We start from the raw sequence: 26,677 nt of genomic DNA, 5'->3' as shown, positions 1-26,677 counted from the left end.
TCCGACGCGCCGCAGCCGACTGGCGGCGTGCGTATACCCATCAGCGTGTTCGCCTCCGCTCGGCCCGTCTCGGCGTACCAGTGAGGATGTTCCATGGCCCGGATGACTTTGTTCCGGCTGTTACTCCAGCGGCGTCATCTGACGACGTACGCGAGTTTCGCGGCCCAGTTCGAGCGTGCCGCCGTCGAACTGGCCGAACGGGAACAGGATCCGCGGCTCGCTTCGCTGCAGGTCTCCTCCCGGCAGTTCGACCGCTGGCTCGGCGGAGAGCTGCAGACCCTGCCTCGGCCGGACACCTGCCGGGTCCTTGAGTACCTGCTCGGCAAGCCCGCGGCGGAGTTGTTCGCCGCTGCCCCCGATACGCCGGAAGCTCCTCCGCGCCTGCGGCTTCAGCACGACGAGGCTCATCGCGAGGCGCCGCAGATCACCACCACGCAGGCAGCCGCAGAGAGCCCCCTCGAGATCGTCGCGAGATGTCGGCAGCTCACCACAGGCAACGCCGACAAGGAGATCCTCGCGTTCCTCGGGTCCTCGCTGGAGAGCGTTGTCGCCCGCTACGAGCAGGATGGTCCCCAAGCCCTTCGCGCCCAGACACGCTCCCTACGGCAACTCGCTCACACACTGCTCGACGGCCATCAACCGCCACGAGTGCGGGAGGAGCTGTTCCGCCTTGCGGCACGAGCCGCCGGATTACTCGGGTACATGGCCGTCAACACCAGCGACTTCGCGCTGGCCGAGGCGTACTGCACGGAAGCCCGGGAGCTCAGCCGCGTAATCGATGACCTTGACACCGAGCTGTGGGCCGACGGCACGCTCTCCTTCAGTCTCTACTACGCGGGGCGTTACGCGGAGGCGGATGCGTGTGCGGCCGCGGCCGTGGACCGCGCGCCGCGCAGCGCCCAATCCATCCGGCTGCTCGCGAACGGTCGGGCTCGGGCGCTCGCGAAGATGGGCCAGCGGCAGACAGCGGCCCGTGCCATCGGGGAGGCGTTGGAGCTGTCGGAGCTCCACGACGTGCCGGGCGGCATCACCTCCTGCATCTCCTTCGAGCCGTACGGATACGCCAGGACCCTGGCGAACGCGGTCACCGCCCATGTGTCACTCGGAAACGTCGAGCAGGTGCTGACCGATGCCAAGGAGATCGACGACCTCGTCGAGCACTCCGAGTCGTCGTGGAGCCGCTCGTTGGTGCGGCTCGACGTTTCCGCGGCGTTGCTGCAACAACCTTCGCCCGACCTTGACCGCGCGATGTCGCTGGGCAAGGAGGCGCTCACCCTGTGCGGTGACTCGCCGATCAGGTCGGTGTGGCAGCGTGCTCGTGACCTCTATGAGCAGGGCGGGCGATGGTGGAACGAGCCGGTCGTACGCGAATATGGCGAGGAGCTCCGGACGTGGAGTTCGCAGCCAGCGGCCCTGGCCATGTCGCACTCCAGGGCAGTGTGATGCCGAAGGAGTACGCCGCGTGCCCCAGCTCAGCACCGACCCCGCCGCGTTTCCCGCCGATCCTCCGGCGGAACTGGACGACCTGGCGGGCATCGCGGCTCACGATTGGACGGCCTTCAGCGCGTTGGAGGAGATGACCGACCACTGGTCGAGGCCCGGCTGGGCCGACGGCAGCAGGGCGTACTACTGGATGCTGACCTTCCCCGACACGCCGGTGCTGGCCGACCTCGCCCTGCGGTGCCAGAAGGAGCTGGACCCCCTCGGCCTCGACATGGTTCCCACGGACGGGCTGCACATCACCCTTGCGCGTATCGGAACACGGGACGCCGTGCCGCATGAGCGGCTGGAGGCGCTCACCCGGGCCGCGGCGCGAGAGTTGCCGGACGCTTTCACCCTGCGGGTCATGCCGCTGGCTGGTTCCCAAGGTGCCGTGCGGTTCTCCGTCGGCCCGTGGACCCCACTGGTGCAACTCCACGCGGCACTCGCGAAGGCCGGGCGCACCGAAGGGCTCGCCCCCAGGAAGCCGACGGCGGTCTTCCGGCCCCACCTCAGCCTTGCGTACAACAACCGGCGGCGTTCCGCCGGGCCGGTCGTCGACATCGTCGCGTCGTTGCGCACTCTGCCTGCTGTCGACATCGGGGTCACCGAGGTTCAGCTTGTGGAGCTGCGCCGCGAAGGCGCTACGTACCGGTGGGACGTTCTGGAGAACCTCCCGCTCACAGCTTGGAATCCCGTAGAAGGGCGGGGGAGGCAGTAGCGCCCTCGGCGATCAGGTCGAGCTCGGCGACGACGGCCTTACCCCCCTCGGTCGGCCAGACGAACCACCTCCTGACGAGCGCGTCGACGAGATGGAGACCTCGGCCACCTTCCGCGAGTTCGGTAGAAGGAGCCGCTGGCTCGCGGGGCCGGACGGCGGTGATGTCCTTGCCGCCATCGTGGACCCAGAGCACCGCTGTGCTCTCATAAACGTCCAGGTCCATACCGAAAGGCCCGCTTCCGGTATGCCGCATCGCGTTGGTGACCAGCTCGACGGCGACAAGCAGTGCGTCATCCAGGCGAGAGGCGGGCGCTCGGCCAGTCAAGGCTTCGCGTATCTGCTCTCGGACCAGCAACAGCGGCTCATCGACGTCATGAAGCCTCACCCAGCGGTGCTGGACGCGCCCATCCGCGAACTCATGTGCCGTGACATTGCCAGCGTGTGGTCGGAACACTCTCGTGCCTCGTTCCCGGTAGCAGCCGGTAGGGCTTGACCAGCGTCGGGACACATGAGGCGCCTCGCTATGCCATAGGTACGCCGTTTCTCCGCCATCCACCCTCCTGGCAACGGCGGACGAACGGCGGAGCAACGGCGTACCCCCGCATCGCGCGCGCCGCGATGGTCTTCATGGGCCGGTTCCGCCACACACATCCCGTCCGCGGCGAGAACCGGCCTGCCCCGCGCCGGCCGGTCTAGATGCACGGCTCCCAACGGCTCCCCTATGGCCGGTGCGGGGCCCATGCCGGTTCATCACAGGAGGTCTTCGTGACCGACAAGCACCTGCTGACGGGCAGCGGGCCCGGTCCTGAACTGATGCTCTTCGACTTGGACGGCGTTCTGATGGATTCCCTGCCGGTCATGCGGTCCGCCTGGGGGACCGTACGGGATGAGCTGGGGGTCGAGCTTCCGTTCGAGTCGTACGCCGAGCACCTCGGCAGGCCGTTCGCGGACATTTTGCTGCTGCTCGGGCTGGACCGGATCGCGGGACTCGCGGAGGTGTACGGAACCGCGGCCACCCGCTTCTCCCATCTCGCGCAGCCGTTCGCCGGTGTCGGGGCGGCTCTGCGGGAGATCGCGGCGATGGGCTGCCGACTGGGCGTGGTGACGTCCAAGTCGTTTGCCCGCGCTGTGCCCATGGTGGACCGCCTGGACGCGCCGTTCTCCATCGTGCGCACACCGGGCAAGGGACGCGGCAAACCGGCGCCCGACACGTTGCTGCTGGCTCTCGTCGACGCCGGGACCGACCCCGCGCACGCCCTCTACGTGGGCGACATGGCCGTCGACCAGGAGGCCGCACGGCGAGCCGGAATGCGCTACGCGCACGTCGGTTGGGGATACGGATCGCCCGATCCCGAGGCGCCGACCCCGCTCATCCTCCGGGAACCGGCCGAGCTCGTGGACCTCGCCCGCACCGGCCTCGCGAAGGGCTCGGCATGAGTACGGACACGCCGGACCGCGAGATCGACGCACTGATGCTCGCTCTGACGGACGCGTACGGGAGTGCTGCTGTCACCCCCGGCGGAGTCAGCTGGCTTCGGGTGCACTATGTTCCGGTTCGCCGACTGGTTCGGCGTTTCGTCAGGCGTCTGCTGACGGCCGAACAGCGCGTATCGCCGATGGACACGCGGCAGCCCCTCGTCGTCGCCCACGACAGCGCCGCGATCGGCTACGTCTCGTACGACGTGACCGAAGCCGGCGTCTCTTATGCGCTGGGGCACCACGTCGAAAAGCCCGAGGACAGCTCTGGCGCCTCTCATCCGGAGGCAGCAGAACTCCCCGCGGGCTTGTCGAGCGCTCCTGTTTGCGTGATCTCGTGGTCGTCTCGCCACGCCACGACGTTGTTGCCGGTGCTCATCGAGCTGGCCGACCAAGGCGTTCGGTCTGTGGTCGTGGATGCGGCCACCGAACCGGAGCAGCGATTCCCCGAGCCACAGACGCCGGACATCACCGTGCTGCGGTTTCCCGTCTCGGCGTTCGCGTCCGTAGGAGCGCCACCGATCCGGCAGCGGAGCGGCCTGCCGGACGGTCCGACCGCGACTGTCGGCCCGCACAAGGTCTTGCTCGGCCGTCTGGCGCGGCTCGTCTCCTGCGTACTCGTGCGCAGTGCTGGTTGCACCCAGCCGTCATGGGCGACCGCGCTGAATGCCGAGCGGTGGCTCGACGGTGTGCTCGCACAGCTGCGTCCCGGCGCTCTGCTGTGCGGCAACGACACCAGCCCGCTCGGTGTCCTCGCCGTCGCAGCGGCAGAGCGCGCGGGCGCGGAGACCGTCTACGTCCAGCATGGCGCCTGGATCGACTCGCAGGTCGGATGGCGAGCGCAGCACTGCCGCCACATCGCCGTCATGGGCGCCCGCGACGTGCTCACCGCGCACACCTGGACACGCCGCGCCGATGCGCGCACGCACATCGTTGGTCAGCCTCGCTTCGACGCCCTCGCCACCAGCGACCGCGTCCAGCAACGGGAATACCTGCGCGGCCTGCTCGCGGACCAGGCGAACGCTGAGCCACCGAGGATCGCGGTCTGGGCCTGCCAGCCCCTGAGCGAACATCGGCTGGTCGGGCAGTTCGACGTACTGGTGGAAGGGCTGCGGAGTACGAACCATCGCTGGGGGCTGGTGATCGCTCCCCACCCCGCCCAGAGCCTGGCCGCTTTCACCGCGCTTCTCGACTCGGCCAAAGGCGTTGATGTCGCCCTTGCCACCACGGAGGTGGGCGCCCGGGGCTGTCTGGCCGGGGCAGACGCTCTCATCAGCGCGTCCTCCACCTGCGGGATCGAGGCGCTACTGCTCGACGTACCCGTGCTGGAACTGGCCCTGCCCGCCACCCGCACGCTCGAACTCGCCGAGCACAGAGCTGCCCAGCGCTGTGGCACGGCTGTGGACATCGCCATCGCCCTTGCCCGTGTCGACCGGACACCGCACGCGGTGCGGGTCCCCGATGCGGCCAAGGACTCGATCTGCCGCTGGGACGGACGCAGCGCCGGCGCCGTCGCCGACATCGTTCTCAAGGCCATCGCGGAGCACACCGCTTCGTGATGCATTCACCTCATGGAATGGACCACCGATGACCATCTCGTTCGAAGGCGACAGCGCCGCGGCGCTCTTCGCGGAAGCCGTGCGCGAGACCGCCGACCGTGGACGTCCGGTCAGTCCGCGCGGCATGCCGACCCGGGAGCTCCTGGGGGTGCACCTGGTACTGTCCCGTCCCCGCGCCCGGCTGCTGCACCTGCCGTCGGCGCGGATCCTCAACCCCGCGTTCGCCGTGGCCGAGACGGTCTGGCATCTCCTCGGCACGGACGCCCCCTGGATCTTCGACTACAACGGCCAGTTGCGCCAGTACGCCGACGACGGCGTTCTGCGCGGTGCGTACGGGCCGAGGATGCGCCGCTGGGGCGGCTGCCTCGACCAACTGGCCCAGGTGATCAACACCCTCCGGCAGGACCCCGATTCCCGGCGTGCGGTGATCCAGCTGTACGACCCGGCCCGTGACGCCGCTGGCCACCGGGACGTCCCCTGCACCCTCGGCTTCCGCTTCCAGCTGAGGAACGGCCGACTGCACATGTCGACCACCATGCGCAGCCAGGATGTGTGGGTCGGTTTCCCGTACGACCTCTTCTTCACCACCGTGCTGCAGGAACTGGTCGCGGGATGGGTGGGAGCCGACCTCGGCACATACCACCACCACGTCGACTCGCTGCACATCTACGAACGCGACGTACCGGCTGCCGTCGACCTGCCGCTCGCCGGCACCGGACCGGTCGACGAGATGACGGAACTCACCACCCCGTGGGAGGGCTTCGACGAGTTGCTCGGCCAGGTCCGGCGCAGCGACATGCCGCCTGCGCACACGGGGTGGCACCAGATGGCGGCGACGATGCACAGCTACCGGCTGTGGAAGGGCGGCGAGCTGGAACGCGCGGAGGACCTCGCCCGGGAGGTAACGGGACCGCTGGGGACCGCCCTGGTCGATTGGTACGCCCACCTTCGTGCGCGCAGGGCATTGCGCCCCGCCACGGTCGGGGCGGTCCGATGACGGCGGTGCTCGGCCTGTGCTCCTACACCCACGACTCGGCGGCCGCGCTGATCATCGACGGCCGTCTCGTCGGGTTCGTCGAGGAGGAACGGCTCTCCCAGGTGAAGCACACCAAGGCGTATCCCGAGCGCGCCGTCGCCTGGCTCCTGAAGGAATCGGGGCTCCGACCGAAGGACATCGACGCCGTCGCCTACAACTTCTCCGCCGGGCGCTACCTGCGAGCGGTGCCGCGAGCCTCGGCGCTGCTGCTCTCGGCCGAGACACGGGGCAGGGCGCTCCCCCGCGCCCTGGGATTCACTACGGTCGCGCTGCGCACGATGGCACGCCAGCAGACCCTCGCCGGGAAGTTCCCGCGCGCCCGAGTGCGGGCGCTGCTCCACCACAGGGCTCACCAGACGTACGCCTTCGCCGCCTCCGGTTTCGAGGAGGCCGCCGTCCTGGTCGTGGACAGCCTCGGCGAGACCCAGACGACCACGATCGCCTACGGCCGACAGCCGGAGCCTGGACGCCCCGCACTGCGCACGCTCCACGCGATCGACGACCCGGCGTCCCTGGGCTACGCGTACGGCGCTGTCACCATGCACCTCGGCTGGCGGCGCGGTGACGAGGAAGGGACCGTGATGGCGCTGGCAGCTCTCGGCGACCCGGCACGGTTCCGTCCCCTGTTCACTCAGGCCGTACGCACGACAGCCAGCGGTTTCGTCGTCGATCCTGAACTGTTCCCGCCGAGGACGCTTCGTCGCGGCGCGGCTCGCGTCACCCCGCGGTTTGTCGCGGCCACCTGCCCGCCGCGCGCGCCGGACGAGCCGGTGGAGCAGGTGCACCGGGATCTCGCCGCCGCGCTCCAGGAGCGCACGGAGACGGTGCTTCTCCATCTCGCTCGTGCGGCACGGCAGCGGACGGGCTCGAACCGGATTTGCGTGGGCGGCGGCGTGGCGGCCAACTGCGTCGGCATCGGCCGGATCGTCGAGGAGGGCATCTTCGAGGAGGTCTTTGTGCCGCCCTCGCCAGGTGACTCGGGCACGGCGATCGGGGCGGCGGCCGCGGTCCACGTGGCCACGGCTCCGCAGCGGCTCACGGACATCGAGGGCGCGTGCTACCTGGGCCCCTCGTGGCCGTCCCCGGCCGTCGACTGGGCTCGTTGGCCCGGCCTTCGGGCGGTTCAGCTCACAACGGACCGCGCGGATTTCCTGGCCGATCAGCTCGCCCAAGGCCAGATCATCGGCCTCTTCCAAGGGCGGGTGGAAGCAGGCCCGCGTGCGCTCGGCAACCGATCCATCCTGGCGTCGCCGTTGAGCGAAGGAGTGGTGGAGCGGCTGAACGCGACCGTGAAGTTCCGCGAGCCGTTCCGCCCGTTCGCCCCCGTCGTCCCTGAACAGCACCTGGGGGAGTACTTTACGCTCGGCCAGGCGGCGCCCTTCATGTCGATGGCGTCGCGGGTCACGACCAAGGCCCGCGAACAGATCCCGGCGATCGTGCATGCCAACGGCACCGCCCGGGTGCAGACCGTCAGGCCCGACGACAACCCCCTGCTGCACGCCGTACTGGACGCCTTCGCGCGGCGCACGGGCGTGCCCGTTCTGATCAACACGTCCCTCAACGTCAAGGGAAAGCCGATTTGCGGCACCCCGGAGATGGCCCTGGACTGCCTCGCGGGGTCCGGGCTCGACGCGTTGCTCCTCGAGGACTGGTGGGTCACGAAGTGAAGATCGGCTACAGCTTTTGGGGTTTCCTCGGCCCCGGCGTCACCGACACTCCTGACGGCGGCCGCAGCCACCGCAGACCTCTCGTCGACGCACTCATCGCCTGCGGCCACGAGCTCGTCTTCCTCCAGACCGACCGCGACCGTCACGAAGCCGGTGATGAGCTCGGCTACGACTTCGACTCCGGGCTCCCCGAGATCGACGTGCTGTTCCTGGAGTGGCGCTGGCCGATCCCCGGCCGAAACACCACCGAGTGCGGCAGCCCGGGCCACACGTGCGATCTGCACCGCCAGACCGAGCTCCTGAACCACTACGCCGATGGCCAGGGCCTCCCCACCGTCATCTGGGACAAGGACCGCCGCCTGCCGGCCGACGCCCCGTGGCGTCGGCGTCCTGGAGTCACCGTCTGCGAAGCGGCTCTCAGCCCCTCACCGGGCGCCGCATCGCTGCTCTTCCCGGTGGCGGATCAGTGGCTCGACCGCGCTGCTCCCGAGTTCCTGGCACGTACGGACCGCCCGCTCACCCTGGGCTACGTCGGCAACCAGTACGACCGGGATGATGCCTTCGACCGCTACTTCGCTCCCGCCGCCGAGCACGTCTCGCACGCCGTAGTGGGCAAGTGGCAGAACACCGCGCGGTGGCCGCACGTCACCTTTCTCGGCCGCCGGGGATTCCACGACGCCATGGCCCTCTATGAGACCGCCCTGGCCACCGTCCTCCTGCTGCCGCGGCGCTACGCCCACGCCGGACAGATGACTCAACGGATCTTCGAGGCCGTCCTGTCCGGCTGCCTGCCGCTCTGCCCCGCGGAGATACGCCACGCCGAATGCCTCGTCCCGGATTCTCTCCTCGTGCGGGACGGTACGGACGTCATCCGCACGCTGCGATGGCTCCGCGCCGAAGCCGGCAGCTCGACGCATGCCAGACTGCTCGCGGACTGCGCGAACCGTCTCGAGCCGTTCCGGCTGAGTCGGCAGACCGAGGTGCTCAACGGGCTCCTGGACACGCTTGTCTGTGCCGGAGCTGCCCGATGAGCCCGTCCCTTCCCCCTACCCTGGAGCACCATGAAGAGGGTCGCCATCGTCGGCTGCGGAGGCAGCGGCAAATCGTACGTCGCCCGGGAACTCGGCCGTCGGCTGGATGCTCCGGTGACGCATCTGGACGCGGTCTACTACGACGACGAGTGGAACCAGCTGCCGAAGGAAAAGTTCGCGGAGCTGCAGCGAGAGCTCGTTGCCGTCCCGAGCTGGGTGATCGACGGCAACTACAACTCGACCCTCCAGATCCGTCTCGAAGCCTGCGACACTGTCGTGTTCATGGACATGCCCACCCTGTCCTGTCTGTGGGGTGTTCTCTCCCGGCAGCTCCGCCACGGCCACGGGCAGAACAAGGGCAACGGGATCTACAACCGCATCCACATGGGCGTGATCCGGTACGTCCTCTCCTACCGACGCAAGATGCGCCCCCGTGTGCTGAAGAAGATCGACGAGCACGCTCGCGATCACGCGCAGGTCGTCATCCTCACCAGCCGACGCCACACCCGGCGCTGGCTGCGCGAGACAGCGGCGACGTAGCCGACGTTTCGCACCTCCCTGCCGTACGTCCGGACCACCGCTCGTGACCGGGCGGGCATTCACCAAGCCGTACGTCACCGCTACCGGACGTATGGCGGCCCAGCGCAACCATGAATGGCTCGTCCGTCATGCCGGGCCGATGGTCTTACCCGCGATCACCAGCGTCCGGTCGAAGGAGCTGACGTTCGAGTGGGTAGACGGGCGGTACGCGGAGCCTCGCGACCTCGAACTGCTCGCTGAGCATCTCGGCGAGTCCCACGGCACGGCATGGCACAGCAGCCTGCACAAGGCCCGGCTGGCGACCGCGTACGTGTCCGACGGCCACGTGCTTCCTGGCTTTGTCGGTGTCCGCGCCGCCGTCCTCTGTCGGCGTTACCGGGCTGGCCACATCGCAACAGCCCAAGCCTTGGAAGACGCCCTCGCCCGCGTCCACCAGGCCGCTGGCCGCCCCGCCGCCTTCTACAAGGACACCAACCCCCGCAACATCCTCATCACCCCATCCGGTCAACCGGTCACCGTCGACACCGACGATCTCTCCCTTGCCCCGTTCGGCTACGACCTGGCCAAGCTTGTCGTCACCCTGTCCATGACGCATGGCCCGCTCCCGGCCGACCGGATCGGTCGAGCCCTCACCAAGTACAACGAGGCCGCCGCCACCCACCACCCGCAGCTGGGCCACACCACCCTTGCCCAGCTCCTGGAGTACGCCGACCTCCACGGCGTGCTCACGGCGCCGTACATCGGGCGTGGTGGTTACCGCTGGCCCTGGACGCACGTACGCCCAATATCGACGCCCCGGAGGCGCACATGCACATGACCCAATCCGCCGACACCTCTCGGCATCTCCGCCGCGTCGTCGTCACAGGCGCGGCCGGCTTCATCGGCTCCCACCTCAGCCGTGCGCTCCTGGAAGCGGGTACCACCGTGATCGGCGTCGATCGCCGAGGCCAGCAGCACGACCCCCTGGCCGCTGCGAACCTCGACGAGCTCACCTCCTTCCCGAACTTCATCCCGCTCACCGCGGACCTGATGAATTGCCCCCTGGAACCGGTTCTGCTCGACGCCGACGCCGTCTTCCATCTCGCCGCTCTTCCCGGCGTCCGCCCCTCCTGGGGACCCACATTCGACGCCTACGTGGCCGCGAACATCCAGACCGTGCAGCGGATCATGGACGCGGCGTTGCGCCTTCGCGTCAGACGGGTGGTGCTCGCTTCCTCCTCCAGCGTGTACGGCGCCACCGACGGCTCTTCCAGCAAGGAGACCGACCGTCCCGGCCCGCTCTCGCCCTACGCCGTTACCAAGCTCGCCGCCGAGCAGCTGTGTCTGGCACACGCGAACCGCCCCAACGCGGCAACCAGCGTCATGGCCCTCCGCTACTTCACCGTGTACGGCCCGTGCCAACGACCGGACATGCTGATCCATCGCGTTCTCACCGCCGCCCTCAACCAGACGCCCCTCCAAGTCTTCGGCGACGGCCTCCAACAGCGGGACTTCACCTACGTGGGCGACGTCGTGCGGGCCACCATCGCGGCGTCCCTCACGCCCGCCGCCAACACTGTGATCAATGTCGGTGCCGGATCCAGCACTTCCCTCTCGGACGTGCTCGACATCGCCCGCCGACTCACGGGCCGTTCCGTCCCTGTCATCCCGTCTCGAGCCCGCGCCGGTGACGTCCCGGCCACCCTGGCGGACATCACACAGGCCCAGGAACTTCTCGGCTGGAAGCCGGAAGTCTCCCTGGCCGAGGGCATGGAACGGCAGCTCCGCCGCCTTCAGGAGGCAGGCTGATGCCTCGCGTTGTCGCCGTGATTCCCTGCCGCTGGGGCTCAACCCGGTTTCCCGGCAAGCCCCTCGCCCCGTTGGGCGGTATGCCGCTGATGTGGCACGTCCACCAGCGATGCCAACAGGCCCAGCGCATCGACGAGGCCGTCATCGCCACTGACGACGAACGGATAGCCGTCGCCTGCGCTCAGCTCGACATCCCCCACCGCATGACCGGCGAACATCCCACCGGAACAGATCGCGTGGCCGAATGCGCCGAGCGTCTCGACGCCGACATCATCGTCAACGTCCAAGGCGACGAGCCCTTCGTCTCACCCACCGCAATCGACGCCGTCGCTACGACCCTCCTGACATCCGCGGCTCCGCTGCCTGCCGTGGCGAACGCCTACACGGAAATCGAGCAGCCAGCCGCCGTGGTCGACCACAACGCCGTCAAGGTGACCCTCCGCCGCGACGGCACAGCGCTCTCCTTCTCCCGCCAGCCCATCCCCTACCCGAAGGGCGTTCACCCGGCTTACTTACGTCAGCTCGGCCTCTACGCCTTCACGGCCGAATCGCTGCGCACTTTCACTGCCCTCCGCCCCGGCCCCCTCGAACAGACCGAGGGCATCGAGATGCTCCGCTTCCTGGAGCACTCCCACTCGGTGGCCATGGTGCGGGTGAAGGACGAAGGCATCGCGGTTGACACCCCCGCGGATCTGGAGCGCGCCGCGTCACTCGTCGCTGCTCGCACAGGTACGCCGGATCTCCCGGCAGTGCGACCGCCCAGGTGATCCGGCGAGAAGACGGAGGGGTCCAGCACTCAGGTGGCTGACAGGTCCGCCTCGCAGCTCTCACACCGGCGTACGGCTCGTCGGTCGGTGTTTCCCGCTGTTGCGATCGCTGGGTAACCGGCACTCAGCCGCCCCCAGAGCCCAGGTGGAGGGTCAGGAATCCATCCCCAGCGCGGAGCTCTGACCAGTGACTCCGTCAGGTGCCCGCACCCCGGGAGGTGCGCACACTGCGCGGGAGAGATCAGGATCGCGTCGGCCGGAAAGCTCTGCCACTCCTGCCGTACAGCAGCGACGGTGGTCCGAGCCGCCGCCCCCGAGCCATTGGACGCGCAGCCGCATCCCTGGCCGATGATGAGCTCACAGTGATCGCAGCGTTCTTCTTTCACAGCCCCTATCCCCTCGCGTTCCCTTCCGAATCGCCGGAATACCGCTCAGGCTCTGTGCGCACCCGTGTCCAGACGGTAACCCGGCAAGCTAGCTTCGCTCACCTAAGCTCACGCCCCTGCCTGATTTCCCAAGGTCCTGTGGCCATGATCTGGACCTCGTCGAAATAGTTCAACCATTCGGCAATGTTCTCTGCCGAGCGTTGAGCTATCTCCTCGTCGCACCCGCCCGCCTCCATGATTGATTTCTGGAGGTCAGCCAGGTTGAGGCTCCCCCTGGTGGCCAGCGTAGCCACCTCCGGCAGTTCGTAGAGGCGAGAGCGAACCGCTTTGGAGAAAGTCGTCTCGTCAAGGCCGGGCGGGATATCAAGATGAGCAAGGTCTCGAGCGACGCCGGCAAGAATCTCGCGTGGGTAGTCGCACTTCATTCCTCGATAGACGCGATAGAGCCGCAGAGGAACGCGGGTCTCCGGACGCCACCGAGCTCGTGTTGAATCCACTTCGTCCGTGACAACAACGAAGTCTGGCCGGTCCACTTCACCGACCAAGAGGTTTGCTTGTTCGCGAAGTCGCCTCGCCATCTCCGCATCCGCAGGAACGGACGTCTGCTGGATCTGCTTGAGGGCAGACCGCACCTCTGGGTGCTCTACTGCGACTTCAACGAGCAGTTCGAGGTTCTTCGGGATCCGGCGCCCGGTTGCACGGCCAGTCAGGTTCGCTGAACCGACGAGGCAGCGTTCATCCGCCACGTACAACTTTGCGTGAAGATCATGGCAGAGCACGATGGACACGCGATCATCGCGCTCCGCGATCTCTGCGATCTCGGGGTCCGATACGCCGGCGGCGATCTCCATGACTGCCCAGCGGGTTACGCAGAGCAGTTCGACGTCTCGATCACCGATGGCACTTAACGCCGCAGTGAAAGTTTCCTTCTTGATAAAGGGCGCAACAATTATGACACGTTCACGTGCCGAGCTCAGAAGCTCATGAAGCTGCCCCCAGACATGGTCCGGCCTCACTCATCGTCCTCTTCGTCGACCGAGAAGAACTCCTTGGCCATGCGTCCCCAGTCCTGGCGGTAGGACTTTGTACGCTCCTTCATCTTCGGACCGGACTCATCCTCGAAACGTGCCCAGGAGAACAGCAGCAGCTTGAATGCGTTGGAAGCCCTCTCCAACCGATCTTTGAGCTCGCTCTCGCTGGCTCCCTCGTAGTCGTCGTCGAGGACAGCCACGAGGTCGTCGTAGACGGGGTGGTCCATGTTCAGCGAGACCTGCAGCACGCCGGGGATAAACTCGACGTTGAAGAACGCAGGGGAATCCGGGTTACGGCTCGTCAGCAGGCGGACATGGCGGTTCTGCGTCGTGGTCTCGGCAACCATGCGCTCCGCGTCCAGCGGCATGTACTTGTGCCGGTTTACCAAGCTCTCGACCTGCTCCTGCTGGCTCTCTTCCGGTGAGGTCTGCGTCTCCAGCGTGTCGGTCTCGCTGGGGCGCGCTTCCGTCCGTCGCCGCCGTACAGCCTGCTCGGCCTGCTTCTCAGCCTCCTCATGCCGGCGCCGCGCCTTACGCGTACCTTGCCTCTGCTGCTTCAGCTCGTCCCGCAAGAGTTTAAGGAGCTTGTCTCGTACGTGGAAGACGATCTCCATAAGCGGGACGCGTGGGTCGCCTTCCTCTACGAGCCGTTGCTTGAACTCCAGCGGAGTGAGCCCCTCTCCTTCCTCCTTCCAGTCGAAGTGGGCCAGGGAGGAGAACAGCGTGGCCGCCTGCTTGTTGTTGGTGACGCCGAAGACTTCATCGAGCTGCGGCGGGAAGTCGATCTCGATTCCCCACCACCGCTCAACCGGGTCGTAGGAGCTGGTCCAGCCCTTGTCCAGGTCCAGTTCGCGATCAGCCCGCATCAAGGAGATGCCAAGATTGCGCGCGGCGTGCTTGCCCCATTTGGTGTGGCCGGGATCCAGAGTCGGTGAGACGTCCTCCGGCCAGGGCTCTCCTTCAATGTCAGAACGGCGAGCCGCGTCAGTGGCGATCGAAGCCCTGACTGTGACCGGATACTCCTTGCCGTCGGCTCCCTTGATCTTGAATACCTCGACGCCGATCTTGCCGGTTGAACCAGCCCCGATGGGTCGGAACATCGGCTTCGAGCGGAACGGCGCGGGAGTCGATGAATCCGGGGTCAGGTACAGAGGGTCGTTGGGACGAGCATCAGCTGCTTCCGGCAACTCGGCCCAGCCGTGGACCGGGACGAGGCGAATCCTGCAGCGGCCGTCCGCGATGTACCTGCGGTAAATACGCCCGATGAGCTCTTCAGTATGTTTCAGAGTCGTGCCCGCACCCATCCACTGAACGCGGTCAAGCACTGTCCAAAGCACCAGAGTTCCGGAAGGGCCGAGCCCTTGACTCAGCCTTTGCCACTCCGCGGGAACAGCCTGCTGATCAGGCTCCGGCACCTCTGCCTCGCTGCCATTGATCTGCCGCAGGTCGAGGTACGTGTGGAGAGCGTTGTCCGGCCCGTTCTGCCACGACCAGACGTCGACGCGCTGGCACTGGGACATGCTGGAGTTGGGGAGACCAACCCCAAAGCGGCCTATCCCTCTGCGGTTCTGCCGAGTCCCCACCCCGAAGCGCAGCGACCGCCTCAGAGTCTCGAGGTCCATCCCCACGCCGTTGTCCATTACGGCGATCTTCTCGATCCGGTAGCGCGAGCGCTCGGTAGGCCGTTCCGTTCCTTCGACGGCGAAGAGCTCGACGACGTCCGCCTGCGCCTCGATGCCGTTGTCGATGAGCTCAGCGATGGCATGCGCAGTGGACTTGTAGCCGCTGTCACGCATCGCCTTGATCGTCATGTCCGCGCTGACGATCGGGTAACTCTCGACCTCGATCATCTGTTGCTCCACACGTCCTCCCAGTTAGTAAACGCTTCTGCGACGTCGCCAAACCCAGGCAACTCTGGGTCAATTACGGTCACGACTTCACACGTTGATGTCCCGCCCGCCTTCGGCCCGCGGATGACCCTCCCCACCATCTGGCTATACAACACCAGGGACGTTGTAGGCCGTGCAATCACGGCAGCGCTTGCGGCAGGCGCGTCAAATCCGGTCGCCAATACGCCATAATTCGACAAAACCATCGGTCGATTTGACCTCCCCTTGAAGCGTGCGATCACCTTCTCTCTGTGCCGCTTTGAAGATTCCGCCGTCACCTGTTCCGCATCGACGCCGAGTGCGGAGAGCGTCGATACGAGTAGTCGGCTGTGTTCCACGGACCCCGCGAAGAGAAGGATCCGCTGATGCTCCTTGGCGAGTTCAAGGGAAGTCTGAACGACTTGCAGGTTCCACTGCACGTTCGTTGCCAACCGGTCGAGGATCCCACCGGGCACGTCGAAAGCGTCAGCGAGCGCGTGCCGGTCACTCGTACTCAGCTGCATACCGGAGTTGGCTGCAACAGTTCGGAAGGTCGGCCGCGCCAGGTATCCCGCTTCGATCAGGGCACTAACCGGGTTGTCATACCCCTCAACGTCGAGCATGACCTTCTGCCGGGCGAAGAACTCCGCCAGCCGTGCGTCTTCATCGATGTCCGCCCAGGTGCGGCCCGGGGTGGCAGTGAGCCCCAACAAGCTCGCGTCGCGACGCAAGGTCAGGGCATCCGTGACCCTGCGGTATGTCGGTGCGATGGCCTGATGCGCCTCGTCGAAGACGGTCAGCGTGACCCTCAGAGCCAAGCGGTCCAGGAACTCCCGATCCCGTTTCGCTGTCGCCACTGCCTTGTCGAGGCCCAGGACTACGATCCCGTCCGTGACTCCGCCCAGGTCTGTTGTGGCGTCTCCCCACATCCGGACGACGTGAACTTCCCGGTTCCCCAAGGCCCCCCATGCCCGCTCGAATTCTGACGCAGCCTGCTCCAACAGTTCGTTGCCCCGGGCCAACCAGACGACGAGGGTTGGCTCCTCCGACCGTAGGTGGTCGCAGATCAGATTCATCGCAGTACGAGTCTTTCCAACACCCGTCGGCAGGTGGAGAACCACTCGGCGTTCATCCGTATAGAGTTTCTTACGGGCTCGGCCGGCTGCCCTGCGCTGGTGCGAGAAGAGCCCGTAGCCCGGCACTGCCATACTCCGGGACACTGGCGGAGCTTTCGGCGCTCGCTCGATAATCAGGCCGAGAAATCCTAAGAGTGCCTGCTTCTGCTCTGCTGTCCACTCGCACTTCTCGAGGAAATCGTCGGCGTGATCAGAGCGGTCCCATCCCAACCGCTCAGCGAGTTCCTCCTCTTTCTCGGTCGGCAGCAGTGCCAGAAAACTGGCCCGCCGGTCGGCGTCAGCAAGCAGCTCTTCTGGCGATACCGCAGCCGCTGTCACGGCTCGGATCATGACCTCGTCGGCTGATCCTCCGCTCAAGAGATCAATGAGTGCGCAGGCGTCCTTCCCGAGGAGTCCTCGCACATACTCGAGGGGCGCCGCGTCGAGAACGCGTGCGAACGCGATGCCGGGAGCGTTCATCTGGTCCCCGCTTCCTCGCACCGCAGGCGAGACGTCCCCGTGCCTCGCGTGCCCCCATCGTGCATTCTCAGAGCCCTTCGCAGTGCAGCGTTCGTTCACTGGCATCGTTCCCGTCCCCTCCCCCCGAGTGAGACGTGCGATCAACAGTAGACCCGGCTACTGACAACGACGCCTAACCGGAAGACCCGTGGCTTGATCAACGCGACTGCGCCGATCAAGCCACGCGAGGTCAGACTCCGGCACTCCCTGAAAGCTAGCGAAGAGAGCTGATCGCGAGACGCAGGGCAGTGCACTTGTTGCGGCGTGCCGACCTCACCCACCCTCAACGTTCGTTAGGATCTCAGAGCACTCCTGGTGGAACACGAGCTACCGGCTCAGAAGGGCGACCAGGGGAACATAGGGAGTGAAGCGCAACCAAGTGGGGGTATACCGTGGAAGCAGGGACATACGGTGCACATCACGTGTACCTCGACTACAACGCCACCGCTCCTCTGCGCCCGGAGGCACTGAAAGCCACCTACGACGCGCTGCAAGCTGTAGGCAACGCTTCCAGCATCCACCACCATGGTCGCGACGCCGCGAGTCGGGTTGACCTAGCGCGTCGGCAGCTCGCTGACCTGCTGAAGTGCTCGCCTGGTGAGCTCATCTTCACCTCTGGCGCTACCGAGGCCAACAACCTTGCTCTGCAGGCCGCTTACGTGCAGCGTGGATTGATCATCACCTCTGCCGTCGAGCATCCGGCAGTCTTGGAAACCGCTCGGGCGCTTTCGGGTGAGGCTTCGGATGCCCTTATCACGCTGCCTGTCGATAGTGAGGGGCAAATCGATACAGATTGGCTCATGGCCACCGTTCGGCAGCACGGCGCGGTTCTCGTCTCCATTATGCTGGCGAACAACGAGACCGGAGTGATCACCGATCTCGCACCCATCGTCGAGGCCGCACACGCGGTTGGTGCACTGGTCCACACAGACGCAACGCAGTATGTCGGCCGGCTTCCTCTCGACCTGGCGGCTCTTGACGTCGACCTGCTGTCGTTGTCTGCCCACAAGTTCGGCGGGCCGCAAGGCGTCGGTGCACTGTTCCTTCGGCGCGGCACTCCGCTACCTCAGCGTCCACTGGTCTATGGCGGCGGCCACGAGCGCGGCTGGCGTGCGGGCACCCTCAACGTTCCCGGCATCGCTGGCCTGGGTGCCGCCGCAGAGGCTGCGCACCAACAGCTCAACAACGAAGCCTCGCGCGTCACCAAACTGCGCGATCTCCTGGAGGAGGAACTCCTCGCGCAGCTTCCCGGGATCCATATCAACGGTGCGCGTGCCCCGCGGCTACCCGGCGTCTCAAGCATCACCTTCCCCGGCGCGCCCGCCGATGCCGTCCTCTCATCAATGCCTGACGTAGCCGCATCTGACGGCAGTGCCTGCTCTGCAGGGGCACCAAGCCCAAGCCACGTCCTGCTCGCTATGGGACTCAGCAGAGAGGCAGCCGATTCCACCATCCGTTTCTCACTGGGGTACGCCACCACCGAGCAGGAGATGCGCCGCGCTATTGACGCCACCGTACGAGCTGTCACCCACGTACAGGCCCTCATGGACGCAACTTCCAACCCCTAAACGACACCAAGACTTCGCACACACATTGACCTGAAGGGTTCGACCGCAATGCCAGAAGGCCGCCTCTCCGACGTCGTCGGACTCAAATTTAATAGGCATGAGAGCTTCCCGCCGCGCTTCGGATGGCTGCACAAGGCATACCTGCAGGTTAAAAAAGACGAGATGCTCTTCCATGCCCCGGACGCACTCGTGCGCCTAGGCGTGGGTAAGAACATGGTCTACTCGATGCGTTACTGGTCGCAGGCATTCAAGCTCACCCACGAGTACAAGGGCGGGGAGACGCAGGCGCGGGCACACGCAGCCGTCCCGACCTGGCGTGCCCGGTGGCTTCTGGACGAGGAAGGCGCCGACCCCTACCTCGAGGACACGGGGAGCCTGTGGCTGCTGCACTGGTGGCTTGTCTCCGGGACTAAGGAAGCCAAGTGCCTCGCCCCGAGCTGGTACGTGATGTTCCACCTCGCACCACTGGCACGCGTCACGGTCGAGGAGATGGCCGCTCTCATCACGCGCGAGGTGCACAGCAGCTTCAAGCGCAAGGATTGGCCGGCGGCAGAGTCGATCACCCGTGATGTCGAATGCTTTATCAAGATGTATGCGCCGGACCCCGACGCAAATCCACTCTCCCCAGGAAGCTTCGAAGACTCGCTCCTTTGCCCCTTCCGTGAGCTCGGCCTCCTGGAGTTTCAGGGAGGCCGCGGTAAAGAGCGCACGTACCGCTTCACCAACGGTATTCGCCCCAGTCTTCCGCCCCGCGTGCTGATGCATGCTTGTCTTGACTACGCGTCCCGCTTCTCCCGCAAGCCGGACTCCATTTCGCTGGCCCGTCTTGCTAGCGAGCCTGGAGCCCCCGGCCGCGCATTCCGCATGCGCGAGCCGGAGCTCACCAGGTCGATCGAAGCATTTGTCGAGAGTCACCCCAAGCTGGATATTGTGGAATCGCTTGGCCAGCGTAGCCTCCGTTTTGACGACAACCCGGAGACTCTTGCCTGGGATGTCCTCGACGAGCAGTACGGGCGCGTGAGTGACCGCGACGGCTTTCCCACTCCCGAGGACTGGGCACGTCAGAACCCTGGTCTGAGGAAGACAACGGACGACACTGAGGCTGTCCAGGGCCAGTTCCCCCACCAGGCCGACATGACCGAGGAGACCGCGTGACCACGGCCACCAAGCCTTCCCTCCGCACCAAGTCGAAGGACGCTGGTGTCCAGATCCCCGCGGGGGTCAGTTTCGTGGGTACGGAGTTCCGCTCCACCAATCTGGAGCGCGACGTGCGTGATCCGGACCTCCATTCCCCATACGTCGGCGTGCGCGCGCTCGACGTTCTTGAACGGGTAAGCAATTCCCTTCGCGACCTAAATCGGCCCCGTGCTTGGTCTTTCACGGGTCCGTACGGTTCTGGTAAGTCCACTCTCTCCAACCTGATCGATGCGCTCCTCGGCCACGACGCCGAGCGCGGGACAGCTGCCTACGAGGCGGTGGCCGCAACCGATAATCAGCTGGCGCAGGAGATTTCCGAGAACCGGGAGAAGCTCGCCGCTGAAGGGTTCCTGGGCGGTGTGACCACCGCACGCAGAGAGCCGCTGGCAGCCACCATCCACCGAGCCTTGAAGACAGCTGTAGAGCGCAGGTGGCAGAAGCGTGTGCCCAAGGACGTCTCCGCGGCCATGGCTGCCTGCGCCGAGAAGGACGTCCCATCAACTGACAGCCTGCTGAACGCGGTTACTGTGCTGTGCGGCAGGGCGCCGCTCCTGCTCGTCATTGACGAGTTCGGCAAGAGCCTGGAGCACCTGGTCTCGATCAGCGAGAGCGGTGATGCCGAGAGTGATGTATTCCTGCTGCAGCTGCTCGCTGAGCAGGGTGCTGGGGCCAAGGGTCTGCCGCTCTTCATGTTCACCCTGCAACATCTGGCCTTCACGGACTACGCCTCGCGGTCCAACGCTGTGCAGACCCAGGAATGGGCCAAGATCCAGGGGCGTTTCGAGGACGTTACTTTCGCCCCGAACCTTGGCGACGCGGTCTATCTCCTGCAACGGAAACTGTCGCACTCCGAGGTATCGGAGCATGGGCGCAAGCTGGTGGACGCGCAGGCTCAGGCGGCGTATGGCATCTGGCACCAACAGTCGTTGCACTCGGTCGTCGACATCTCCACGGAGACGTTCACCAACCTATACCCACTGCATCCGCTTACTGCCGTGGCGGCGCCCCTTGTGGCTGCGCAGATCGGTCAGAACGACCGCAGCCTCAGCGGTTTCCTTGTTGGTGACGAGCCATACACGGTTCGGCGCAGCCTCGAAACGCTTGAGGCCAAGTCGCTGGAGCGCGCTTCCACGATCCGGATCCCGCAACTGTATGATTTCTTCTTCTCTGCAGGGCGTACGACGATCCTCGCCTCGTCGAAGGCGAGCCGGTGGCTGGAGATCAACGCCCGCCTTGAGGAAGCCCATGGTCTCCCTGACGGTGACCAGGAACTGCTCAAGGCAATCGGCGTGCTCAACCTCATCGACGCCGACGGAATGCTGCGCGCCACGCCGGCGATGATCCAGTTTGCGCTCAATGACCCAACCGACGCCACCGATCCCAAGCGGTTCGAGCAGATGAAGAAGCGGCTCGACAAGTTGGTGAAGGATGGACTTGTCGTTCACCGTGCGTACAGCGATGAGTACCGGATCTGGCAGGGCACCGACTTCGACATCGACACCCGCGTTCGCGAAATCGCCACCCAGCTGCGGCCTGACGATGTTGTGCGTTACTTCAACAAGCACCTTGGGACGAATGTCCTCCCGAACGCGGTCACTGCAGGCGCGCACAGTCAGCTCACCGGCATGCAGCGGCACTTCGTGACAGCCGTCAGCTATCGGACCGAAAAATTGCAGGGCCCAAGGGTCGTGCAGGACGCAGCTGACGGGATGCTTGTCTTCCATCTTGGCGACCTGGAGAACAGCCCACGAGTGGACTCGCCCCTCCCTGTCGTCGTCGGTGTCACCGAGAATCCCCAATCATTGCTGGACACTGGCCTAAGTCTCGTGGCGCTCCAGGACCTCATGGGCGAGGAGGAACTTGACCATGTCGCCCGGAGGGAGATCAACGAACGAGCCGGAGAGTTGTCCCAGCGCATGACTGTCATGCTTGCGGAGGCGTTCCGCCCAGGAAGTGACGAGTCGAGCTGGTACTTGTGGGAGAGCGGCGAGGACACTGACGACGAACCCGCGAAGGAACTCAAGGCTCGAAGCTACGCAGGGCTCGTTTCCGAAGCATGCAACGTCGTTTACCACAAAACTCCGCATGTGCGAAATGAAATGGTGGGACGCCATCAGCTCACCAGTAACGCCGCCCGTACACGCCGTGAAGTTCTCACGTCGATGATCGAGAAGACTGGGCTACCACGGCTCGGCTGGCCTGAAGACAAGTTTCCTGCGGAACGTGCTCTGTATGACGGCGTAGTCGAACATCTCGGATTGCACCGTGCTGCTGGAGAAGCAACAGGCGGGACGAGCTCCGAAGGGGGCATCCACACGCACGGGATGTCCCGGCCTAGTGCTGATGCGAATGCGAGTGTCATTCCTGTGTGGGAAGCGCTCGAGGAGGCTCTAAGTGAGGCCACGAAGCCAACCAGCATCGTAGAGATCTACGAGCGGCTCATGGCCCCTCCCTACGGGGTCAAGGCCGGCGTCGTCCCGATTCTGGTAGTGGCCGCGCTCATCCTGCGCAGCAATGATGTCGCCCTCTTCGAGGAAGGCAACTATTGCCCCCGCTTCAGCGCTGCCATCATGGAGCGTCTCAATGTCTCTTACCCGGAACGCTTCACCGTTAAGGCAACTCCGACTGACCGGGGCCAGCGTCGTCTCGTTCTCGACAGCCTGGTGAAATCGCTCGGTGTTGACATTCCTCGTAGCCGTGCGAACCGGAATCCGGCCCTGCTTGCGGTCACGCGAGGCATGCTGGAGCGGGTGATGGTCTTGGACCAGTACTCGCGGAAGACTCGACGGCTCAGCGAGGACGCGCTCGCGGTCCGTGAGGTGCTATCCAGGGCGACCGACCCGGACAAGCTGGTCTTTGAAGAGCTCCCTGAGGTGCTTGGCTTCGAGAAGGTTGGTCCGGGTGCCCGGAAGGACTCCGAGACAGCGGAGGCGTACGTCGTACGTCTCACCGCCGCACTCAACGAGCTCACCGACGCCACAGCGCACCTACGCCAGTACGTTGTCGGTACGTTGGCGAAGGAGTTCCGGCTCTCCGCGTCCAGCACGGGAGAACTGCGTGCCGGCCTGGCCGAGCGCATGCGCGGCTTCGCCGAAGCCCCGCTCGAAGTCAGCCTTCACGGCTTCGTGACCCGCGTCCTTAATGAGATGCTCCCGGATGATGACTGGCTTGGCACGGTCGTGGTCCAGCTCGTCAACCAGGCCCTCGGGGACTGGACCGACCGTGACATGGAAGTGTTCCCCCGCATCGTCCGAGACAGGGCGCGCTCCCTTGATCGGGTGAGTCACCTGTACAGCGTTGCGGAGGAAGAACCGGTCGACGAGGTCGTCAAGGAAGACCGCGGACGCGAGAAGCCGAAGCAGCGTCAGATCGATACCCACCTGTTGACCATCACCACTCCTCGGGGCTCCGAGGAACGCACGCTCATCCACGTCCCGAGGGATTCGCGGAATGCCGCGGACGAACTCGTTGTCAGTGTCATCAGGCAAGCTGAGGAAGCATTGGGCCCTGACGGCGCACGCATCCTGCTCGCCGCACTGGCCGAGCGCTTGTCCGACCAGGACAGCGCGATGTATGAGAGGAAGGAGTAGCCGTGACCTCCGCTGACGGCTCCAGCAGCAAGAAGCGCCATGTGCTCGGGATCTCGGGAGGCAAGGACTCCTCAGCTCTAGCGATCTACATGCGCGACCGAGTGCCGGACATGGAGTACTTCTTCTGCGACACCGGCGCCGAGCTGCCCGAGACCTACGAGTACCTCAACCGTCTCGAAGGCGCTCTCGGCAAGCCCATCCAACGGCTCAACTCCTCCCGGGACTTCGACCACTGGCTGGAGGTCTACCAGGGAACCCTGCCCAGCCCCCAGATGCGCTGGTGCACGAAGAACCTGAAGATCAGGCCCCTTGAGGAGTGGATCGGTGACGACGAGGCCATCTCGTACGTCGCCATCCGCGCCGACGAAAACCGCCTCGGCTATGTCAGCACCAAGCCCAACATCACTGCAGTCTTCCCCTTCCGTGAGGACGGTATCGACCGGGAAGGCGTGGACCGGATCTTGGACGAGGCCGGCATCGGCCTTCCTGACTACTACGAGTGGCGTACACGCTCTGGTTGCTACTTCTGCTTCTTCCAGCGCAAGCACGAGTGGGTGGGCCTCAAGGACCGTCACCCTGACCTTTTCCAGAAGGCCATAGAGTACGAGGAGAAGGTCAAACACCAGCATGCTGCAACCGAGGGACGTAAGTACACCTGGACGCAGAACGAGTCGCTGGATCAGCTCATAGAACGTCGCGAAGAGATCGAGGCCAAGCACCAGGCGGCGATGGAGCGAGCAGCGAAGCGGATGAAGCCCAACCGCCCGCTGCTGGAGGTCCTGTCGGACGCGCTGGATGAGGACGACGACTCGCCTGCCTGCGCAGTCTGTCACCTTTAGGAAATTTCCGAGAGTACCACGATAGCTAGACGCAACGCCCGGCCGACACGCGGTGTCGGCTGGGCGTTGTTGCACTTGGGTCCAACTGTCAGTGCCGTGTGTAAGGATGTCCGACTATGCGATCGGGCAACGCGCGCTCACGGGGAGCACTTTGACAGATGGCCAGCCCAGAGGAACTCAGCCGCCTCGCCACGCGCTACAGGGAGGAGGACAGCCCGGCGCTGCTCATCGAGGCAGGGCTCACGCGGATGCTGGACAGCAGCGCTCACCAGGTGCTGCAAGAGGATCTCGACTCGATGGCAAAGCCATGGGAGGTCTATGAGGCAAGTGAGGATACCGTTAGTAAACTTCCAGATTTACCGGGGCTCTACATGTTCGTCTGGCGCCCTGGCCCGAGATTCCGTGTGGGCCCTTCGGTAAGCATTCCCTGTGATGGCACATTTCGGCACATCCTCTATATAGGCCAGGCGGGTGGCTCTCCGGGGGAGAACAGGAACACTCTCCGGAATCGCTATCGCGACTACAGGAAGCACTTCAAGGGAAACCCTGAAGACTTGTGGGTCAAGGAGGAGCCAAGAAAACGAGCCGAGAAGCTTACTCATTACCTGCAGCTTGGGCCGCTCGAGTTCTGGTGCACCGTAGTCGAAGATAGGTCAAAAATCGAGAACCTAGAGAAGCGGCTCATCAGACTTTATAACCCTCCAGTGAATAACATGCATACTCCGCGGTTGCGCGCGAAGCTCGGCAACCCGCGTAGCGCTTGGAATAACTAGTATCGCCACTCAAACAAAGGGGGAGCTATGAGCTCAAGGACTTTCATCCCGGCCTTCCAGGCCAACGTTGGAAGCTGGAAGTACTACGTCTGCATCATGAAGTACGCACAAGTGGCCCGAGAGGTTCAATTTGCTCACGACCTTGGGGGAAACCAAGACCTGGGTACTATGATCCAGCGCGGAATCGGGAAGCGCACCAAGGATATTACTGATTACCTTTTGACGAATGAGAATCGCTTTCTTGGGTCGCTAATTGTGGCCGTGTGGGGAGGGCATCCGGAATTCACTCCTCTCATTATGTCGGCAGAGGAAGAGAAGCAAGAGCTTTTGGAGGGAATTGATCGAGACTTTGGCGTCCTTACATTTGATGGCACTCATCGCTACTTTGCGCTCGATGGCCAGCATCGTTTGAAGGCGATTAAGGATGCCGTCAATAAGGATGACAGTGTGGGCTCTGAAGATATCAGTGTGATCATCGTTCCGCATTTTGATACCCAGGACGGGCGGCGGCGGACCCGACGTCTATTTACGAACATCAACCGCAACGTGAAGACAACGACGGCACAGGAAAACCTGGCCCTTGATGAAGACGATGGATTCGCGATTATCACGCGTCGTCTGCTTGAGGAGCATCCCCTTCTCAAGCAAGACGAGGTCGTCCGAGTGTTCACCAGTCAGGGGCAGAACGGCGATCTGCGTTTGGCGTATCGACAGGTGCCGCAGGGGTCGCCAGCGTGGACAACCATGGGTGTCCTGTATGACATCATCCAGCAGATTGGGTACGACCTAGATCCGAGTATGTACAAGTCGTCGCAAAGGGCCACGGATGCCGTTCTGGACGCTAGCTATGACGTAATTTCTGCCCGCCTTGATGAGCTCATGGATGCGTGTGGAAACCTGCGCGTCAAATATGAAGCGGCAGCCAATCCGAAGGAGCTTCGGGCGCCGAAAGGTCGTGAAGGTGACGGACACGCATTCATGCGCCCTGTCGTTCAGGCTCAGGTTGCAAAGGCTGTGCGAAGTGTTATCGACGAAGGGCTGCTGGGCTGGAATGATGCACTGAAGCGCCTGCGCGATCTGAACTGGAGCATGTCGTCCGCCCCATTCTCGGCCGCATGGCTGCCCAACTCAGATGCCCCACGTAGGGGTAAGATGCTCGCGACTAAGGAGAATTCCGATCTCCTTTTTTCTCTCCTTCTGGTGCATCTGGCGCCTACCTCGAAGGCTCAGGTTGCACGCGCGATTAAGTCTTACAAGGACCTGAAGCGCGAGACTTACCCCTTTCGTGTTGAGGAGCTCGCGATGCTGATTCCTGCGGAGCCTGATCAGCAGGAAGAGCAGGAAGGGCAGGAAGGGCAGGAAGAGGTTCAGTGATGACTCACCTCACAGAGGTCGATCGCTCGGCGGGTGCGAGGGTCATCACCTGCTGGGCGTACGGCGGATGATGCATGCTGGTGCCATTCCTTCCGAGGCTGGTACGAATAGAAGATCCTGGATTTGACGCTCAAGCGCCTTCACGTTTTCCGCGTTATTGACCGTGGCTACCCCTTGGAGGGTGATGGCCAGGGGATCGGATACGAGTGCCGCTCTGCGCTCACGGAGGACTTCCACAGCTACCGCCTGGAGCGAACCGAGGCGTTGGTAGCGGGCGTCGAGGTCGGTGCGGTCGGCTTCACCGAGCTCGGACCGTAGGTAGGAGTACTCGGCATCGTTGAGGCTCATGGGGC

The 26,677-nt window shown here is 64.8% G+C and carries 22 protein-coding genes; 17 read left to right on the top strand and 5 right to left on the bottom strand.

The annotated features are described in order from the left end of the window. The first annotated feature begins 93 nt into the window (after positions 1-93). Together LCH29_RS29785 and LCH29_RS29780 are read left to right on the top strand one after the other, a co-directional pair. The gene (locus tag LCH29_RS29785) at positions 94-1,443 is read left to right on the top strand and encodes a hypothetical protein (RefSeq protein WP_446464793.1); all 1,350 of its coding nucleotides are present in this window, start codon (positions 94-96) and stop codon (positions 1,441-1,443) included. 19 nt (positions 1,444-1,462) lie between these two features. Next, complete coding sequence (locus LCH29_RS29780; protein WP_446464792.1) at positions 1,463-2,200, top strand: 2'-5' RNA ligase family protein; 738 nt, start codon at positions 1,463-1,465, stop codon at positions 2,198-2,200. On the opposite strand, the gene LCH29_RS29775 is transcribed toward LCH29_RS29780, so the two are convergent. Beyond that, on the bottom strand, positions 2,160-2,585 hold the full coding sequence (locus tag LCH29_RS29775; RefSeq protein ID WP_446464791.1) for an ATP-binding protein: 426 nt from the start codon (positions 2,583-2,585) through the stop codon (positions 2,160-2,162). The genes LCH29_RS29780 and LCH29_RS29775 overlap by 41 nt on opposite strands. 380 nt (positions 2,586-2,965) lie before the next feature. Here LCH29_RS29775 and LCH29_RS29770 point away from each other — a divergent pair, with 380 nt between their 5' ends. The 9 genes from LCH29_RS29770 to kdsB are packed head-to-tail and all read left to right on the top strand — an operon-like array spanning position 2,966 to position 12,064. Next, positions 2,966-3,637, top strand: coding sequence for an HAD family hydrolase (locus LCH29_RS29770; RefSeq protein ID WP_446464790.1), 672 nt, complete (start codon positions 2,966-2,968; stop codon positions 3,635-3,637). Beyond that, complete coding sequence (locus LCH29_RS29765) at positions 3,634-5,235, top strand: hypothetical protein (RefSeq protein WP_446464789.1); 1,602 nt, start codon at positions 3,634-3,636, stop codon at positions 5,233-5,235. Before LCH29_RS29770 ends, LCH29_RS29765 begins: the two co-directional genes overlap by 4 nt. A gap of 28 nt (positions 5,236-5,263) precedes the next feature. After that, positions 5,264-6,232, top strand: a complete 969-nt coding sequence (locus LCH29_RS29760) for a thymidylate synthase (RefSeq protein WP_446464788.1) — start codon at positions 5,264-5,266, stop codon at positions 6,230-6,232. Further along, the gene (locus LCH29_RS29755) at positions 6,229-7,938 is read left to right on the top strand and encodes a carbamoyltransferase family protein (protein WP_446464787.1); all 1,710 of its coding nucleotides are present in this window, start codon (positions 6,229-6,231) and stop codon (positions 7,936-7,938) included. The genes LCH29_RS29760 and LCH29_RS29755 overlap by 4 nt, the downstream gene beginning before the upstream one ends. Beyond that, entirely contained in the window at positions 7,923-8,969 is a 1,047-nt protein-coding gene (locus tag LCH29_RS29750) for a glycosyltransferase family protein (RefSeq protein ID WP_446464786.1), read from the top strand. The genes LCH29_RS29755 and LCH29_RS29750 overlap by 16 nt, the downstream gene beginning before the upstream one ends. 30 nt (positions 8,970-8,999) lie before the next feature. Continuing rightward, complete coding sequence (locus tag LCH29_RS29745; protein WP_446464785.1) at positions 9,000-9,509, top strand: topology modulation protein; 510 nt, start codon at positions 9,000-9,002, stop codon at positions 9,507-9,509. A 43-nt stretch (positions 9,510-9,552) separates the two neighbouring features. Continuing rightward, on the top strand, positions 9,553-10,326 hold the full coding sequence (locus LCH29_RS29740) for a phosphotransferase (RefSeq protein ID WP_446464784.1): 774 nt from the start codon (positions 9,553-9,555) through the stop codon (positions 10,324-10,326). Continuing rightward, positions 10,317-11,297 (top strand): NAD-dependent epimerase/dehydratase family protein, encoded by a 981-nt coding sequence (locus LCH29_RS29735; RefSeq protein ID WP_446464783.1) that lies wholly within the window; start codon positions 10,317-10,319, stop codon positions 11,295-11,297. Before LCH29_RS29740 ends, LCH29_RS29735 begins: the two co-directional genes overlap by 10 nt. After that, positions 11,297-12,064, top strand: a complete 768-nt coding sequence (gene kdsB, locus LCH29_RS29730) for a 3-deoxy-manno-octulosonate cytidylyltransferase (protein WP_446464782.1) — start codon at positions 11,297-11,299, stop codon at positions 12,062-12,064. Before LCH29_RS29735 ends, kdsB begins: the two co-directional genes overlap by 1 nt. A 484-nt stretch (positions 12,065-12,548) precedes the next feature. On the opposite strand, the gene LCH29_RS29725 is transcribed toward kdsB, so the two are convergent. From LCH29_RS29725 to LCH29_RS29715, 3 genes are read right to left on the bottom strand one after another with little or no spacing between them, the layout of a single operon-like run. Next, entirely contained in the window at positions 12,549-13,466 is a 918-nt protein-coding gene (locus tag LCH29_RS29725; protein WP_446464781.1) for a phospholipase D family protein, read from the bottom strand. Beyond that, positions 13,463-15,331: an ATP-binding protein gene (locus tag LCH29_RS29720; RefSeq protein WP_446464780.1), complete on the bottom strand. Its 1,869-nt coding sequence runs from the start codon at positions 15,329-15,331 to the stop codon at positions 13,463-13,465. The genes LCH29_RS29725 and LCH29_RS29720 overlap by 4 nt, the downstream gene beginning before the upstream one ends. Continuing rightward, on the bottom strand, positions 15,328-16,944 hold the full coding sequence (locus LCH29_RS29715; RefSeq protein WP_446464779.1) for a DEAD/DEAH box helicase: 1,617 nt from the start codon (positions 16,942-16,944) through the stop codon (positions 15,328-15,330). Before LCH29_RS29715 ends, LCH29_RS29720 begins: the two co-directional genes overlap by 4 nt. A 461-nt stretch (positions 16,945-17,405) precedes the next feature. Between LCH29_RS29715 and LCH29_RS29710 the strand changes: the two genes are divergently transcribed. The 6 genes from LCH29_RS29710 to LCH29_RS29685 all read left to right on the top strand — a co-directional run bounded on the left by LCH29_RS29710 (position 17,406) and on the right by LCH29_RS29685 (position 26,324). Then, positions 17,406-18,551 (top strand): cysteine desulfurase family protein, encoded by a 1,146-nt coding sequence (locus tag LCH29_RS29710; protein ID WP_446464778.1) that lies wholly within the window; start codon positions 17,406-17,408, stop codon positions 18,549-18,551. A 48-nt stretch (positions 18,552-18,599) separates the two neighbouring features. After that, positions 18,600-19,706 (top strand): DUF4007 family protein, encoded by a 1,107-nt coding sequence (locus LCH29_RS29705; protein ID WP_446464777.1) that lies wholly within the window; start codon positions 18,600-18,602, stop codon positions 19,704-19,706. After that, entirely contained in the window at positions 19,703-23,338 is a 3,636-nt protein-coding gene (locus LCH29_RS29700) for an ATP-binding protein (protein ID WP_446464776.1), read from the top strand. The genes LCH29_RS29705 and LCH29_RS29700 overlap by 4 nt, the downstream gene beginning before the upstream one ends. Positions 23,339-23,340: 2 nt before the next feature. Next, a complete protein-coding gene (locus LCH29_RS29695; protein WP_401665628.1) occupies positions 23,341-24,177 on the top strand; it encodes a phosphoadenosine phosphosulfate reductase family protein in 837 nt (278 codons plus the stop codon). A gap of 158 nt (positions 24,178-24,335) precedes the next feature. Beyond that, entirely contained in the window at positions 24,336-24,950 is a 615-nt protein-coding gene (locus LCH29_RS29690; protein WP_446464775.1) for a hypothetical protein, read from the top strand. Positions 24,951-24,977: 27 nt separating this feature from the next. Further along, entirely contained in the window at positions 24,978-26,324 is a 1,347-nt protein-coding gene (locus tag LCH29_RS29685; protein WP_446464774.1) for a DGQHR domain-containing protein, read from the top strand. 45 nt (positions 26,325-26,369) lie between these two features. Here the strand turns inward: LCH29_RS29685 and LCH29_RS29680 are convergent, their stop codons facing one another. Then, positions 26,370-26,672, bottom strand: a complete 303-nt coding sequence (locus LCH29_RS29680) for a hypothetical protein (RefSeq protein ID WP_446464773.1) — start codon at positions 26,670-26,672, stop codon at positions 26,370-26,372. Between the last annotated feature and the right edge of the window lie 5 nt (positions 26,673-26,677).

The sequence above is a fragment of the Streptomyces sp. BRA346 genome (assembly GCF_052851135.1).
Note: the sequence above shows the minus strand (reverse complement) of the source record. Positions and strands in the feature narration are given on the sequence as shown.

Bases quoted from the DNA above. Each gene is read 5' to 3' on its own strand.
- LCH29_RS29745 (WP_446464785.1), top strand. From the start codon at position 9,000: ATGAAGAGGGTCGCCATCGTCGGCTGCGGAGGCAGCGGCAAATCGTAC.
- LCH29_RS29720 (WP_446464780.1), bottom strand. From the start codon at position 15,331: ATGATCGAGGTCGAGAGTTACCCGATCGTCAGCGCGGACATGACGATC.
- LCH29_RS29760 (WP_446464788.1), top strand. From the start codon at position 5,264: ATGACCATCTCGTTCGAAGGCGACAGCGCCGCGGCGCTCTTCGCGGAA.
- LCH29_RS29755 (WP_446464787.1), top strand. From the start codon at position 6,229: ATGACGGCGGTGCTCGGCCTGTGCTCCTACACCCACGACTCGGCGGCC.
- kdsB (WP_446464782.1), top strand. From the start codon at position 11,297: ATGCCTCGCGTTGTCGCCGTGATTCCCTGCCGCTGGGGCTCAACCCGG.
- LCH29_RS29680 (WP_446464773.1), bottom strand. From the start codon at position 26,672: ATGAGCCTCAACGATGCCGAGTACTCCTACCTACGGTCCGAGCTCGGT.
- LCH29_RS29685 (WP_446464774.1), top strand. From the start codon at position 24,978: ATGAGCTCAAGGACTTTCATCCCGGCCTTCCAGGCCAACGTTGGAAGC.
- LCH29_RS29765 (WP_446464789.1), top strand. From the start codon at position 3,634: ATGAGTACGGACACGCCGGACCGCGAGATCGACGCACTGATGCTCGCT.
- LCH29_RS29735 (WP_446464783.1), top strand. From the start codon at position 10,317: ATGCACATGACCCAATCCGCCGACACCTCTCGGCATCTCCGCCGCGTC.
- LCH29_RS29705 (WP_446464777.1), top strand. From the start codon at position 18,600: ATGCCAGAAGGCCGCCTCTCCGACGTCGTCGGACTCAAATTTAATAGG.
- LCH29_RS29785 (WP_446464793.1), top strand. From the start codon at position 94: ATGGCCCGGATGACTTTGTTCCGGCTGTTACTCCAGCGGCGTCATCTG.
- LCH29_RS29715 (WP_446464779.1), bottom strand. From the start codon at position 16,944: ATGAACGCTCCCGGCATCGCGTTCGCACGCGTTCTCGACGCGGCGCCC.
- LCH29_RS29690 (WP_446464775.1), top strand. From the start codon at position 24,336: ATGGCCAGCCCAGAGGAACTCAGCCGCCTCGCCACGCGCTACAGGGAG.